Origin of the sequence: Sphingomonas sp. KR3-1 (assembly GCF_040049295.1) — a bacterium.
Classification (GTDB): Bacteria; Pseudomonadota; Alphaproteobacteria; order Sphingomonadales; family Sphingomonadaceae; genus Sphingomonas.
Window position 1 is genome coordinate 486487 of record NZ_JBDZDQ010000003.1, and the last position, 12927, is coordinate 499413.

At 68.5% G+C, this 12927-nt stretch carries 10 protein-coding genes; 6 read left to right on the plus strand and 4 right to left on the minus strand.

Translation table 11 applies throughout. The features are described 5' to 3' along the window. Positions 1-9 precede the first annotated feature (9 nt). The 3 genes from ABLE38_RS18275 to ABLE38_RS18285 all read right to left on the minus strand — a co-directional run bounded on the left by ABLE38_RS18275 (position 10) and on the right by ABLE38_RS18285 (position 5379). Positions 10-2700 (minus strand): TonB-dependent receptor, encoded by a 2691-nt coding sequence (locus tag ABLE38_RS18275; protein WP_348975670.1) that lies wholly within the window; start codon positions 2698-2700, stop codon positions 10-12. Positions 2701-2988: 288 nt separating this feature from the next. Continuing rightward, positions 2989-4059, minus strand: coding sequence for an acyl-CoA dehydrogenase family protein (locus ABLE38_RS18280; protein WP_348975671.1), 1071 nt, complete (start codon positions 4057-4059; stop codon positions 2989-2991). Between the two features lie 99 nt (positions 4060-4158). Continuing rightward, positions 4159-5379 carry an acyl-CoA dehydrogenase family protein gene (locus ABLE38_RS18285; protein WP_348975672.1) on the minus strand — a complete coding sequence of 407 codons (1221 nt, stop codon included), beginning with the start codon at positions 5377-5379 and terminating at the stop codon, positions 4159-4161. Positions 5380-5657: 278 nt separating this feature from the next. Here ABLE38_RS18285 and ABLE38_RS18290 point away from each other — a divergent pair, with 278 nt between their 5' ends. From ABLE38_RS18290 to ABLE38_RS18315, 6 genes are all read left to right on the plus strand, one after another. Further along, positions 5658-6890, plus strand: coding sequence for an MFS transporter (locus tag ABLE38_RS18290; RefSeq protein ID WP_348975673.1), 1233 nt, complete (start codon positions 5658-5660; stop codon positions 6888-6890). A 71-nt stretch (positions 6891-6961) separates the two neighbouring features. Next, positions 6962-8467 carry a class I adenylate-forming enzyme family protein gene (locus tag ABLE38_RS18295; RefSeq protein WP_348975674.1) on the plus strand — a complete coding sequence of 502 codons (1506 nt, stop codon included), beginning with the start codon at positions 6962-6964 and terminating at the stop codon, positions 8465-8467. Further along, positions 8464-9237 (plus strand): thioesterase family protein, encoded by a 774-nt coding sequence (locus ABLE38_RS18300; RefSeq protein ID WP_348975675.1) that lies wholly within the window; start codon positions 8464-8466, stop codon positions 9235-9237. Before ABLE38_RS18295 ends, ABLE38_RS18300 begins: the two co-directional genes overlap by 4 nt. Positions 9238-9378: 141 nt before the next feature. Then, the gene (locus tag ABLE38_RS18305) at positions 9379-9801 is read left to right on the plus strand and encodes a ca2+ sensor protein (RefSeq protein WP_348975676.1); all 423 of its coding nucleotides are present in this window, start codon (positions 9379-9381) and stop codon (positions 9799-9801) included. 138 nt (positions 9802-9939) lie between these two features. After that, positions 9940-10659 (plus strand): response regulator, encoded by a 720-nt coding sequence (locus tag ABLE38_RS18310; protein WP_348975852.1) that lies wholly within the window; start codon positions 9940-9942, stop codon positions 10657-10659. A 160-nt stretch (positions 10660-10819) separates the two neighbouring features. Further along, positions 10820-12217: an ATP-binding protein gene (locus ABLE38_RS18315; RefSeq protein WP_348975677.1), complete on the plus strand. Its 1398-nt coding sequence runs from the start codon at positions 10820-10822 to the stop codon at positions 12215-12217. A gap of 245 nt (positions 12218-12462) precedes the next feature. Here the strand turns inward: ABLE38_RS18315 and ndk are convergent, their stop codons facing one another. Further along, entirely contained in the window at positions 12463-12885 is a 423-nt protein-coding gene (gene ndk, locus ABLE38_RS18320; protein WP_348975678.1) for a nucleoside-diphosphate kinase, read from the minus strand. Between the last annotated feature and the right edge of the window lie 42 nt (positions 12886-12927).

The following is a 12927-nucleotide window of genomic DNA, read 5'->3' on the forward strand; positions in this document are numbered from 1 at the left end:
CTTCAGGCGTCAGAAGCGCGAGCGCAGCGTGATGCCATAGGTCCGCGGCTCGGCGAGATAGGCCGAGAAGATCTGCGAGCCGCCCGGCGCGGTCGCCGTCGGCGTGGTGCTCACCGCCTGGAACGGCGAGCTGAAGCCGACCTGCATGTAGTTGGCCTTGGTCGCGTTCTGCACCCACAGCTCGAGCGCCCATTTCTGGTCGTCGCTGCTGATGCCGACGCGGCCGTTGACCACGACGAAGCTGTCCTGCGCCTTTTGCGGGAACAGATCCGAGCCGGTGTTGTAGTCGTCGGCCAGGCGGGCATCGACATAGAGCAGGCCGCGCAGGGACCCGCCCAGCGAGGGCGTCCACGCGGCGGAGCTCGTCACCACCCATTCGGGCGCGTTCGAGAGCAGCTTGCCCGGCAGCAGGCGCAGCGCCGGGTCGAGCGGCGCGCCGTTCTTCGAGCCGACCAGGTTGTTGGCGTACTTGGTCTTGGCGTAGGTCGCGCCGAAGTTGAAGTTCAGGTCGCGCGTCGGCGACAGGCCCATCTCGACTTCGAAGCCGGTCGAGACGACGCCCGGCTTGGTCTGGCCCGCCGGGCAGCTGCCGGTGGTGGCGCTCAGGTCGCGGTCGCCGCCGCCCAGGCTCTGCTTGCAGCCATTGATGTTCTGGACGAGGTAGACCGTGCCGTTGAACGTGTTCAGCTGGAAGTTGCTGAACTCCTGGCGGAAGCCCGCGACGTTCAGGTTGAACCCGCGCGACGAGTATTTCATGCCCGCCTCATAGGCGTTCACCGTCTCCTCGTCGAACTGGAGCACGTCCGCATAATAGGCCGAATTGGCCGCGCTGACCGGGAAGATCGGCAGCGGCTGGGTCGCCAGCGGGTTCTTGAACGCCGAGCGGTCGAGGTTGAAGCCGCCCGCCTTGTAGCCGCGCGAATAGCTCGCATAGACCAGCACATGGTCGTCCGGCTTGTACGACAGGATCGCGGTGCCGGTGAACTTGTTCTCCTTGCGCGTGTCGTTGAGCGTCAGCGCGTTGAGGCCCGAGGTCGTGTTGCCCTGGCAGGTCAGCGTGATGATGCCGCCGGCCAGCGGGGCCAGCGCGGCCACGCCCATATAGGGCAGCAGTGCCGCCTGCTGCGCCGGGCACACCGTGTTGTTGTCGTTGAAGTTGGCGTCGAGCTTCTTGGTCTCGTTGGTGTAGCGCAGGCCCAGGGTCAGGTCCAAGCCCTTCGCCACGTGCACGATGTTGTGCGTGAAGAAGGCGAAGTTCGAGCTGGTCTGGTTGAAGTTCGCGGTGTTGTCGCCGACGTTGCGCACCGTATCGAGCCGCTGCAGACCGCCGACCATCGCCGCGCCCGCTGCCCCGAGCGGCCCGAGCGTGTTGCTCAGCACCGCCACGCCGGTCGGCGTCAGGCAGCCGACCGAGGTCGGCGAGTAGAAGGCGCTGAACGAGCCATAGACGACGCGGCACGCGGCGAAGCGGCCATAGTCGTTGCCGAAGTTGAGCTGGCTCTTCGTCTCCAGGTCCTCATGCGCGTAATAGCCGCCGACCAGCCAGTCGAGCTTGCCGCCGAACGCGTCGCCGTGGAAGCGCAGCTCCTGGGTGAAGGTCTTGAACTCGCGGCCGCTCTGCGGGCCGAAATAGAGGATGTCGGCCAAGCCGTAGTCCGCATCCGCCGCCTGGGTGTTGTGATAGTCGCGATAGGCGGTGATCGAGGTCATCTCGACGCTGCCCAGGTTCCAGTTCACTTCGCCCGACAGGCCCCAGTCGTTGGTGATGCCAGTATAGGAGCGGTTGGCGCTGGTCGCGATCCTGCGCGAATAGGCGTCGTTATAGGCCGGGAAATATTGCGCGAAGGTCGTGCCGGTGATGCCGGTCAGGATCGTCGCCACCGGTGTGCCCGGCGCGATCAGCCCGGCGTTGGACGGCGACACGTCGGCCGTCGCATAGACGGCGGCGCAGCAATCTTCCTTGCGGTGGCTATAGTCGCCGATCAGCCGGATCGACAGGTCCGAGTTCGGTTGGAACAACAGCTGGCCGCGGACGAGGTAACGGTCGCGATTGTTGATGTCGCGGCCGGTGTTGACGTCCTTGTAGAAGCCGTCGCGCTTCGAATAGAGCCCCTCGAGGCGGAAGGCGACCTGCTCGCTGATCGGGCCGGTCACTGCTCCCTGCAGGCGCCAGAAGTCGTAATTGCCGTAGGTCGCCTCGGCCATCCCGCCAAAGGTGAAGCTCGGCGCCTTGGTGGTGACGCTCAGCATGCCGGCCGAGGCGTTGCGCCCGCCCAGCGTGCCCTGCGGGCCGCGCAGCACCTCGATGCGCTCGATCTCGCCAAGGTCGTTGAGGCCCAGGCCGGTGCGCGAGCGATAGACGCCGTCGATGAAGGTCGCGACCGAGCTTTCCAGGCCCGGATTGTCGCCCACCGTGCCGACGCCGCGGATGCGGGCCGAGGTGTTGGCGTCGCTGCCGGTCGAGGAGACGAGCAGCGACGGCGCGACCTGGTTGAGCTGGCGGATGTCGGTGGCGCCCGAGCGCTCGAGCTGCTCCGCGCTTACCGCCGAGACCGCGAGCGGCACGTCGGCGAGCACCTGGGCGCGGCCCTGGGCGGTCACGACGATCTCGTTGGGATCGCGTGCGCTGTCGTCCTGGGCCGGGGTTTCGGTCGTGGTCGTCTTCGTGTCCTGCGCGAATGCAGGGGTCGCGAGCGCCATGGTCAACGCAGGCACAGCAACAGCCGACAAGAGGCGTAACCGCATCATCATCATCTCTCCCACCACGGGCCAGAGCGCTTGGTGGCTCCATACCCTATCCTCGAATACTGACACGTCCCTGAGAGACGTCAAGCAGAACAAAGGTTGCAAAAGGGGACTGGCTCAACAGTGTTGCGCAAATGTCATAATGTGTCTGAGTGGTTTCCCTACGGCAACGGCCCGATAATCGTCATCCGGCGAAAGCCCCTTTGAAATTCCCCTCCCTGCAAGGGAGGGGCGTTGATGCCCTCAATACCCGTTCAGCCGTGCGAACCGGTCGCGGTGCCAGGCCGCGTTCCCCCATTGCGTCTCCAGCACCCGGGCGCGCTTCAGGTAGAAGCCCGCATCATGCTCGTCGGTCATGCCGATGCCGCCGTGCAGCTGGACCATCTCGCGGCTCACCAGGTGCAGCGTCTCGTTCGCCACCGCCTTGGCGAGGCTCACTTCCTGCGCCACGTTCGCGCGTCCGCTATCGATCGCCTCGAGCGCGCCTTCCACCGCCGAGCGGCAGAGTTCGAGCTCGGTGAACATCTTCGCCATCCGGTGCTGCAGCGCCTGGAAGCTCGCCAGCACCTGGCCGAACTGGACGCGCGTCTTGAGATAGTCGTTGGTCTGGGCGAAGGCGCTTTCGGCCATGCCGAGCATCTCCGCCGCCGCCGCTGCCGCCGCACGGTCCGCGACCTGCCCGATCAGCGCCGCGCCGCCGCCGAGCGCCTCGGCCGGGGCTTGGTCGAACGTCACCTGGGCATGGCTGCGCGAATCTGTCAGGTGCCGCGGCGCGCGCGTCACCGTGGTATCGCCCGAGACGAGATGGAGCCCGTCGGTCGCCGCGACGACGAACAGCTGTGCGCTGTCGCCCTCGGGCACGAACGTCTTGGTGCCGCTCAACCTGCCGTCCTCGACACGCGTCTCGATCTTCGCCGGGTCGAAGCGCGGCCCTTCGTCGATCGCCAGCGTCGCGATCACCTCGCCCGCGGCGATCCTGGGCAGCCACTGCGCCTTTTGCGCATCCGAGCCGCCGAGCAGGATCGCGCTGGTCGCCGCGGCGATGCTGGCGAGCGGGCTCGCGACCAGGTTGCGCCCCAACTGCTCGAGCACCAGCCCGAGCGAGACATAGCCCATCCCCGCCCCGCCCTGCGCCTCGGGCACCAGGATGCCGGTCCAGCCCATCTCGGCCTGCGCGGCCCAGGTGGCGGCATCATAGCCCGCAGCCGGCGCCGCATCGCGCATCTTGCGAAACGCGCTGACCGGCGCCTCGTTATCCGCCCACTCGCGCGCCATGTCGCGCAGCATCGTCTGTTCTTCGGTGAGTACCGCCATCTCGCCTCTTCCTCGTCATCCCCGCGAAGGCGGGGATCCAGGGTTATTTCGGGTGTCGCTTTGTGGCTCTGGATCCCCGCCTTCGCGGGGATGACGGAGCTATTGGTGATCCAGCATCCCCAGGATGCGCTTGGCGATCACGTTGTTCTGGATCTCGGTCGAGCCGCCATAGATCGACACCGCCTTGCCGAAGAGCCAGGTGCGCACGTCCTTGAGCGCGTCCTCCTCAAAGCCCTCGCCGTCCCAGCCAAGCCCCGCAAAGCCGCGGATCTCGATCAGCAGCTCCGATCGCTCCTGCATGATCCGCGCGCCGACATTCTTCATGATCGAGGTGGCGGCGCTCGGCCCCTGGTTCGACTTGGCCTCGAGGCTGGCGCGGCGCAGCGTCAGCATGAAGCTGCGCAGGTCCATCTCGTGCCGCGCGATCCGGCTGCGCAGATCGGCATCGGCGAGCCGTCCTTCGCCGTCGACGCCGACATATCTCTTGGCAATCTGCCCGAGCGACGCGCCGGCGAACATCCGCCCCGCCGCCGATCCGCCGCCCGACAGGCTCGAGCGCTCGTGCTGGAGCAGCCGCTTGCCGATCGTCCAGCCCTCGCCCTCGGCACCGACGCGGTTGGCCTTGGGCACTTTCACGTCGGTGAAGAAGGTCTCGCAAAAGGGCGACGAGCCCGAGATCAGCCGGATCGGCCGCACCTCGACGCCCGGCGTGTCCATGTCGCAGAGCAGGAAGGTGATGCCCTCATGCTTCTTGGCCTTGTCGGTGCGGACCAGCATGAAGCATTTGTCCGCCCATTGCCCGCCGCTGGTCCAGGTCTTCTGGCCGTTGACGACATAATGGTCGCCGGCATCCGCGGCGAAGGTCTGCAGGCTCGCCAGGTCCGATCCCGCGCCCGGCTCCGAATAGCCCTGGCACCAGCGCACCGTGCCCTTGGCGATCGCCGGGATATGCTCCCGCTTCTGCTCCTCGGTGCCATATTCCAGCAGCGTCGGGCCGAACATCATCACGCCCATCCCGCCGATCGGGTTCCAGGCACCGGCGCGCTGCATCTCCTCCTGCAGCACGCGCGCCTCGGCCCGGCTCAGGCCGCCGCCGCCATATTCCTTCGGCCAGGTCGGCACGCCCCAGCCCTTCTCGCCCATCGCGGTCTGCCAGGCATCCTCCTCGGGCGAGTTGGTGTGCGGCCCCTCGACCGCGGACATCGCATTGTCCTTGCCCTTCAGGCTCGGCGGGAAGTTCGCCGTCAGCCAGGCGCGGACCTCGGCGCGAAAGCTGTCGAGCGGGTTCGCCGGCGCATCGATATCGGGGGCCGTGGCCATATTCTCTCCCGGGATAGTCTTCTTGTCGGTTTCGAATGTGCGGTATGGCTACGGTGCCGTCAAGAGCGTGCCGCCCACCTTATTCGTCATCCCCGCGGAGGCGGGGATCCAGAGTTGCCGAGGACCTCCCCCAGTCACACTGGATCCCCGTATTCGCGGGGATGACGGACGGTAAATTGCGCTTGCCACCACGCACGCGTTCCCTGTACGTTCCTGCACAATTGCGCATGGTCGCAGCGTCCGCCTCTGCTATTGAGGCGGGCAAAGAGGGGACAGGCATGAAGTTCGAACATCGCGCGGTGCCGATCGTGCTCATGGCGGTCATGATCGATTCGATCGGCTTCGGCATCGTCCTGCCCGTGTTGCCGCGCCTGATCGTCGAGCTCGCGCATACCGACCTTCCCGGCGCGGCGCGGATCGGCGGCTGGATGCTCGTCGCCTTCGCCGTCGCGCAGTTCTTCGCCGGGCCGGTGCTCGGCACGCTCGGCGACGCGATCGGCCGCCGCACGGTGCTGCTGTCCTCGATGATCGCCTTCTCGATCGACTATGCGCTGATGGCCGTCGCGCCGACGATTGCCTGGCTGTTCGTCGGGCGGACGATCGCCGGAGTGGCTGGCGCCGCCTATGGCCCGGCCAACGCCGTGCTCGCCGACGTGACCCCGCCCGAGAAGCGCGGCGCGGTGTTCGGGATGATGGGCGCGGCGTTCGGCATCGGCTTCATCCTCGGCCCGGCGCTGGGCGGGCTGCTCGCCGGCCTTGGCCCGCGCGCGCCGTTCATTGCCGCCGCCGCGCTCGCCGCGGTCAATGCGATCTGGACGCTGCTCATGCTCCCCGAGACGATGCCCGCCGAGCGCCGCCGCCGGTTCCGCTGGGGCGACGCGCATGTCTTCGCCGCGTTCAAGCCGCTCTTCCACGCGGGCAATGCCGGCTGGCTGCTCGCCGCGATGTTCCTCTGGCAGCTCGGCCACATGGTCTATCCCGCCACCTGGGCCTTTTTCGGCGAGATCGCGCTCGGCTGGAACGAGTGGACGATCGGGCTGTCGCTGGCGCTTTCCGGCCTGTGCATGGCCGCGGTGCAGATGCTGTTCACCGGCCGCGTGATCAAGGCCTGGGGCGAGGAGCGCGCCGCGGTGCTCGGCATGCTCGCCGGCAGCCTTGCCTTCTCCACCTATATCTTCGCGCGCGAGAGCTGGATGATCTTCGCGATCATCCCGTTGAGTTCGTTCCAGGCGCTCGCCTTCCCGGCGATGAACGCGCTGCTCTCGCGCCTCACCGACGCCACGCGCCAGGGCGCGCTGCAGGGCGGCGTCTCCAGCCTTGCCAGCGTTGCGCTGATCGTCTCGCCCTTCGCGATGACCCAGGCGCTGTCGATCGGCTCCGAGCACGGCTTCCGGGCGGGCAATTTCGTCCTCGCCGCCGCGCTCGCCTTTTCCGCGATGGCGATCCTGCTGCTGCGCGTCGTACCCAGGGTGCACGCCCGCCCGGAACCCGAAGCATCAACGCCGGCTTAGGCATTTTTCGAAAATTGCGTATGGTGTTACGGCGAGGCCTCCCCTAGCGTTTCCGGCAACAGGGAGGGCCGATGACTACCGAAGCGATGCTGGCGAGCGACTTCGCGACGCTCTCCGACCTGATCCGCGCCCATGGCGTGGAGCGCCCGGACAAGCCGGCAATGGTCTTCGAGGACCGCTCGATCTCTTATGCCGCGCTCGACGCGGTGCTCGACCGTCTCGCCGCTGCGCTCCAGCGCGCGGGGCTCGGCAAGAACGATGCCGTCGCGATCCTCGCTTCGCCGTCGATCGACTATGGCTGCGCGTTCTTCGGCGCGCTCCGGGCCGGCTGCGTGCCCACCCCGCTCCAGCCCTCCGCCACCCCGGCGCAGCTCGCGGCGATGATCGCGGATTGCGGCGCGAAAATCCTGTTCGTCGACACCGCCGGTGCCCAGGCGCTGGCCGATGCCCCCATCGCCGCCCGGCGCGTCCCGCTCGAGGCGCTGGACGATTTCCTTGCTCCCGAAGGCACCGGCCCCGCGCGCGTCGAGATCGGCCCCGACGATCCGTTCAACATCATCTATTCCTCCGGCACCACCGGCACGCCCAAGGGCATCGTCCAGCCGCAATCGATGCGCTGGGTCCATATCGCCCGCGCGCCCGGCGGCTTCGGCAATGCCGTGACGATGATTGCCACCCCGCTCTATTCGAACACCACGCTCGTCAGCTTCATCCCGACGATCGCCTGGGGCGGCACCGCGGTGCTGCTCCGCAAGTTCGACGCGCACGCCTTCATCGCCCAGGCAGCGAAGCACCGCGCCACCCACGCGATGCTCGTCCCCGTCCAGTACCAGCGGATCATGACACTGCCGGACTTCGACCGCTTCGACCTGTCGAGCTTCCAGCTCAAGACCTGCACCAGCGCCCCCTTCTCCGCGGCGCTCAAGGCCGACATCCTCGCCCGCTGGCCCGGACTGCTGGTCGAATATTACGGCATGACCGAGGGCGGCGGCACCACCGCCTTGCTGTGCAACGCCCACCCGGACAAGCTCCACACCGTCGGCAAGCCGCTCCCCGGCCAGGACCTCCGCCTGATCGACGAGGATGGCGCCGAGGTTCCCCAGGGCGCGATGGGCGAAGTCGTCGGCCGCTCGGCGGCGATGATGACCGGCTATCACCACCGCGCCGACGCCACCCGCGACGCCACCTGGCACGACGAAGACGGCAACCGCTTCATCCGCCACGGCGATGTCGGCCGCTTCGACGCGGACGGCTTCCTGATCCTGATGGACCGCAAGAAGGACCTGATCATCTCGGGCGGGTTCAACATCTATCCCTCGGACCTCGAGGCGGTGCTGGCCCAGCATCCGGGCGTCGCCGATTGCGCGGTGATCGGCATTCCCTCGGAGCAATGGGGCGAGACCCCGGTCGGCTTCTTCACCGGCGCCGGCGACCCCGCCGAGATCCTTGCCTGGTTCAACGGCCAGGTCGGCAAGACCCAGCGCCTCGCCGATCTCCGCCGGATCGACGAGCTGCCCCGCAGCGCGATCGGCAAGGTGCTCAAGCGCGAGCTGCGCGACCGGGTCGCTGCCGCATGACCCCGATCGCCGATCTCCTCGCCGCCGCCGCGCGTATCAGAACGGGCTTCACCAGCCACATCCCGAGCGACTGGCTGCAGGGCCGCACCGCCTATGGCGGGCTCTCCGCCGCGCTCGCGCTCCAGGCCGCGCTCGAGCTCGAGCCCGACCTGCCGCCGCTGCGCTCCGCCCAAATCGCCTTTATCGGCCCGCTCGCCGGCGACGTCACCGTCACCGCCACGAAGCTGCGCCGCGGCCGCAACGCCGCCTTCCTCCAGTCCGATGTCGTCTCCGAAGCCGGGCTCGGCCTGCGCGCGACCTTCGTGTTCATGGCGCCGCTCGCCTCCACGCTCGCCCATGACACCGCCGAGCGCGCGCCGGTCCGCCCGCCCGCGCCGGACGCCACGCTCTATGTCGGCCCGGAGGATTTCTTCACCGGCAATTTCGAGTTCCTCGACTGCAAGACCGGCACCGGACCCGCCGAATGGCTGCGCTGGGCCCGCCTGCGCGCCCGCACCGGCCTCCACCCGTTCGTCGAGCTGATGGCGATCGGCGATGCGCTGCCCCCCGCCGCGTTCAAGCTGCTCGGCGAGCGCCGCACCCCGCTCAGCTCGCTCAACTGGCAGGTCAACTTCCAGGACGCCGCGCCCGCCACCGACGACGGCTGGTGGCTGCTCAGCGCCCGCGCCGCCACCGCGCATGACGGCTATTCGACCCAGCGCATGGCGATCTGGAACGCCGCCGGCGAGCCAATCGCCGAGGCGATGCAGGGCGTCGCCATTTTTGGCTGAGCCCAGGAACGCGTCGCGATCTTCGGCTGATACAGTTTGCGACACTTTCCCCCGCGGCTGACAAAGTGTTGCGACAGCCCCGCGTGAAAAGCTGGACCCTGTCGGGGGCTTGAGACCCCCGAGACCAAGGAGTTCAGCCCCATGAAGAAGTTCCTCATCGCCGCGGCGCTCGGCGCGACCCTGATCGGGGCGCCGGCCTTCGCGCAGGCAGCCCCGCAGCGCGGTGCCGCCATGCTCGATCGCCTCGACACCAACCACGACGGCGTGATCACCAAGGACGAGTTCAACGCGGACGTCGCCGCCCGCTTCGCCAAGCTCGACACCGACAAGGACGGCAAGGTCAGCCAGGCCGAGCGCGAAGCCGGCCGTCCCGGCGGCGGTGGCGGCATGGGCATGCGCGGCATGACCGGCGACATGACCCTCGCCGACATGCAGGCCCAGGCCGCCAAGCGCTTCGACCGCATCGATGCCAATCACGACGGCAAGATCGATCAGGCCGAACGCGACGCCATCCTTGCCCGCATGGGCAACCGCCAGGCACCCCCGCCGGCCGACGCCAACTAAGTCGACCGGACCCTATCCCGGGCGGGCCTTGCCTCCTCTCGTCGCCCGCCCGGGTATTTTCTCCCCAAGCCTTGCGGCCAGCATCCGCACGGGCGACTCCTCTTTGCGGCACGCGTCATGACTTGCTACGAACCCGACATGACGGAAACGCCGCACCTCCTGCTCGTCGAGGACGAGCGCTCGATCCGCGAGCCGCTCGCGCAATATCTCACCAGGCAGGGCTTCCGGATCACCCAGGCCGGCGATGCCGAGGGCGCCCGCGCCCGCATGGCCGCCTATGCGATCGATCTCGTCGTGCTCGACATCATGATGCCCGGCGAGGACGGGCTGTCGCTCTGCCGCCATATCCGCGAGACCAGCGAGACGCCGGTCATCCTGCTCACCGCGCGCGGCGAGGAGACCGATCGCATCGTCGGGCTCGAGATGGGCGCCGACGATTATGTCGTGAAGCCCTTCTCCCCGCGCGAGCTCGCCGCCCGGATCAAGGTGGTGCTGCGCCGCCTCCAGGCCGGCGGCGTCCGCCAGCACGCCCCCGATGCCGGCAGCTTCGCCTTTGCCGGCTGGGTGCTCAAGACCGGCGAGCGCGCGTTGGTCGATCGCGAGGGCGTCTCGGTCCCGCTGTCCACCGGCGAGTACAGCCTGCTCCACGCCCTGGTCACCCGCCCGCGCGCCGTGCTCACCCGCGACCAGCTGCTCGACCTGACACAGGGCCGCGAGGCCGCCGCCTTCGATCGCGCGATCGACAACCAGGTCAGCCGCTTGCGCAAGAAGATCGAGCCCGATCCCAAGAACCCCGCGATCATCAAGACCGTGTGGGGCGGCGGCTACACGCTGGCTGCGGAAGTGACGCGGCTTTGAGCGGTGCCCGGCCGCCGATCTCCCTCTCCCCCTCGGGAAGAGGGTCGGGGAGAGGGGCAGTGTGTCTTGATCCGCGAACCGCAGGGCGCGCCGCACCCTCCTGCCCCTCTCCAAACCCTCTTCCCGAGGGGGAGAGGGCTTTTGCGGCAGGCGAACGGAGGTGACCCGCCTCTTCCCCCGCTCGCTCCCCGGCCAGATCGCCCTCCTCGTCGCGGTCGCGCTGTTCGTCGCGCAGGCGATCAGTTTCGGCCTGCTCGTCCGCGAGCGCCAGAATGCGCGCTTCGCCCAGGTGATCGTCCCCACCGTCACCCGGCTTATCGACGCCGCCGAGCGGCTCGGCACCCCGGTCAATCCGCGCCCCGAGCCGCCCGGCGGCGGCCCGGACCGTCGCGAGGGCCGCGAGGCGCGCCGCCTGGCCCGTGGCCGGGTCGATCTCGTCCCCGCCAATCCGATCCCGGTCGAGCTCGAGCGCCGCGGCGATGTCGAGAGCGATCTGCGCCGCGGGCTCACCGATGGCGGCGTCCAGGTCGGCCAGGTCATCGCCGTGGTCCGCCCGATCGATGCCAACCGCCCGATCCTCAAGCGCATGGACCCGGCCCGCGCCGATCGCCTCCGCCGCCTCGGCGCCGAGCTGATGGTCGCGGTCGAGCTGCCCGGCAAGGGCTGGCTCTCGCTCAGCTCGGCCTGGCCGCGCTCCGAGCGCGCGCTGATCTGGCAGCTGCTCGCGCAGACCTTGATCCTCTACATCGTCGTGCTCGTGCCGGTGCTCGTCGCCGGCCACCGCATCGCCCGCCCGTTGCGCAAGCTCGCCGAGGCGACCCGCGCCTTCCATCCGAACGACGGCGCAGACCCGGTCGAGGAGAGCGGCCCCAGCGACGTCCGCGCGGTGATCGCCGCCTATAATGCGCTCAGCACCCGCGTCACCGCGATGCTCGACGAGAAGGACCGGATGCTCGGCGCGATCGGCCATGACCTGCGCACGCCGCTCGCCGCCCTCCGGGTCCGCATCGAATCGGTCGAGTACGAGGAAGACCGCGCCCGCATGGCGGACACGATCGACGAGATGAACCACACGCTCGACGACATCCTCAGCCTCGCGCGCCTGGGCCGTCCGAGCGAGCCGCCGACCGATGTCGACCTGTCCGCGCTGATCGACGCCGTGGTCGAGGATTTCCGCGATCTCGACCAGGACGTCTCCTTCGAGGAGGCGCCGCGGCTGCGCATGCACCTGCGCCCGTCGCTGATGCGCCGCGCGGTCCGCAACCTGATCGAGAATGCGATCAAATATGGCGGCGCGACCGAGGTCCGCCTGCGTTCGGACGACCGGAGCGTCCGGATCGAAGTCTGCGATCGCGGCCCCGGCATCCCGCCGGAGAAGCTCGAAAAGGTCTTCGATCCCTTCACCCGCCTCGAGGAATCCCGCAACCGCGAGACCGGCGGCGCCGGCCTGGGCCTGGCGCTCGCCCGCGCCATCGTCCGCGACGCCAGCGGCGAGATCACCCTCGCCAACCGCGAAGGCGGCGGCCTGGTGGCGACGATCACCCTGCCGCGAACCTGATAAAATCCTCCCTGAGCTTGTCTCGGGGAGGGGGACCGCCGCCGAAGGCGGTGGTGGAGGGGCGCGGCGGCACCGCCGCGTTGCGGCGGCCCCACCACCTTGGCTGGCGCGAATGGTCCCCTCCCCAGCAAGCTGGGGGAGGAACTGGTCGGACACTCCGCACACCAAGCGCACCACCCGCCCCGGAAACCAAAAAGGCCGGGGCGCTAACCCCGGCCTTTCGCAACCAGATCGGTCGAAAAAGTTCAGCCGACGATCTCTTCCGGCTTGAAGAAGAAGGCGATCTCGATCGCCGCATTCTCTTCGGAGTCCGAACCGTGCACCGAGTTCGCCTCGATCGATTCGGCCAGTTCCTTGCGGATCGTGCCGGCATCGGCATTGGCGGGGTTGGTCGCGCCCATGATGTCGCGGTTGGCCTGGACGGCGTTCTCGCCCTCGAGCACCTGCACCACCACCGGGCCCGAGATCATGAACTCGACCAGGTCGTTGAAGAAGGGGCGCTCGCGGTGGACGCCGTAGAAGCCCTCGGCCTGCTCGCGGCTCATCTGGATGCGCTTGGAAGCGACGACGCGCAGGCCGGCCTCCTCGAGCATCTTGGTGACCGCACCGGTGAGGTTGCGGCGAGTGGCATCGGGCTTGATGATCGAAAAGGTCCGGGTCGCGGCCATGGCCGTGCGGCTCCTGTATTTGGGTTGGGGAAAAGTCGCGGC

Excerpts from the sequence above, each read along its gene's own strand:
- ABLE38_RS18275 (WP_348975670.1), bottom strand. The coding sequence starts at position 2,700 with ATGGCGCTCGCGACCCCTGCATTCGCGCAGGACACGAAGACGACCACG.
- ABLE38_RS18300 (WP_348975675.1), top strand. The coding sequence starts at position 8,464 with ATGACCCCGATCGCCGATCTCCTCGCCGCCGCCGCGCGTATCAGAACG.
- ABLE38_RS18280 (WP_348975671.1), bottom strand. The coding sequence starts at position 4,059 with ATGGCGGTACTCACCGAAGAACAGACGATGCTGCGCGACATGGCGCGC.
- ABLE38_RS18290 (WP_348975673.1), top strand. The coding sequence starts at position 5,658 with ATGAAGTTCGAACATCGCGCGGTGCCGATCGTGCTCATGGCGGTCATG.
- ndk (WP_348975678.1), bottom strand. The coding sequence starts at position 12,885 with ATGGCCGCGACCCGGACCTTTTCGATCATCAAGCCCGATGCCACTCGC.
- ABLE38_RS18285 (WP_348975672.1), bottom strand. The coding sequence starts at position 5,379 with ATGGCCACGGCCCCCGATATCGATGCGCCGGCGAACCCGCTCGACAGC.
- ABLE38_RS18310 (WP_348975852.1), top strand. The coding sequence starts at position 9,940 with ATGACGGAAACGCCGCACCTCCTGCTCGTCGAGGACGAGCGCTCGATC.
- ABLE38_RS18305 (WP_348975676.1), top strand. The coding sequence starts at position 9,379 with ATGAAGAAGTTCCTCATCGCCGCGGCGCTCGGCGCGACCCTGATCGGG.
- ABLE38_RS18295 (WP_348975674.1), top strand. The coding sequence starts at position 6,962 with ATGACTACCGAAGCGATGCTGGCGAGCGACTTCGCGACGCTCTCCGAC.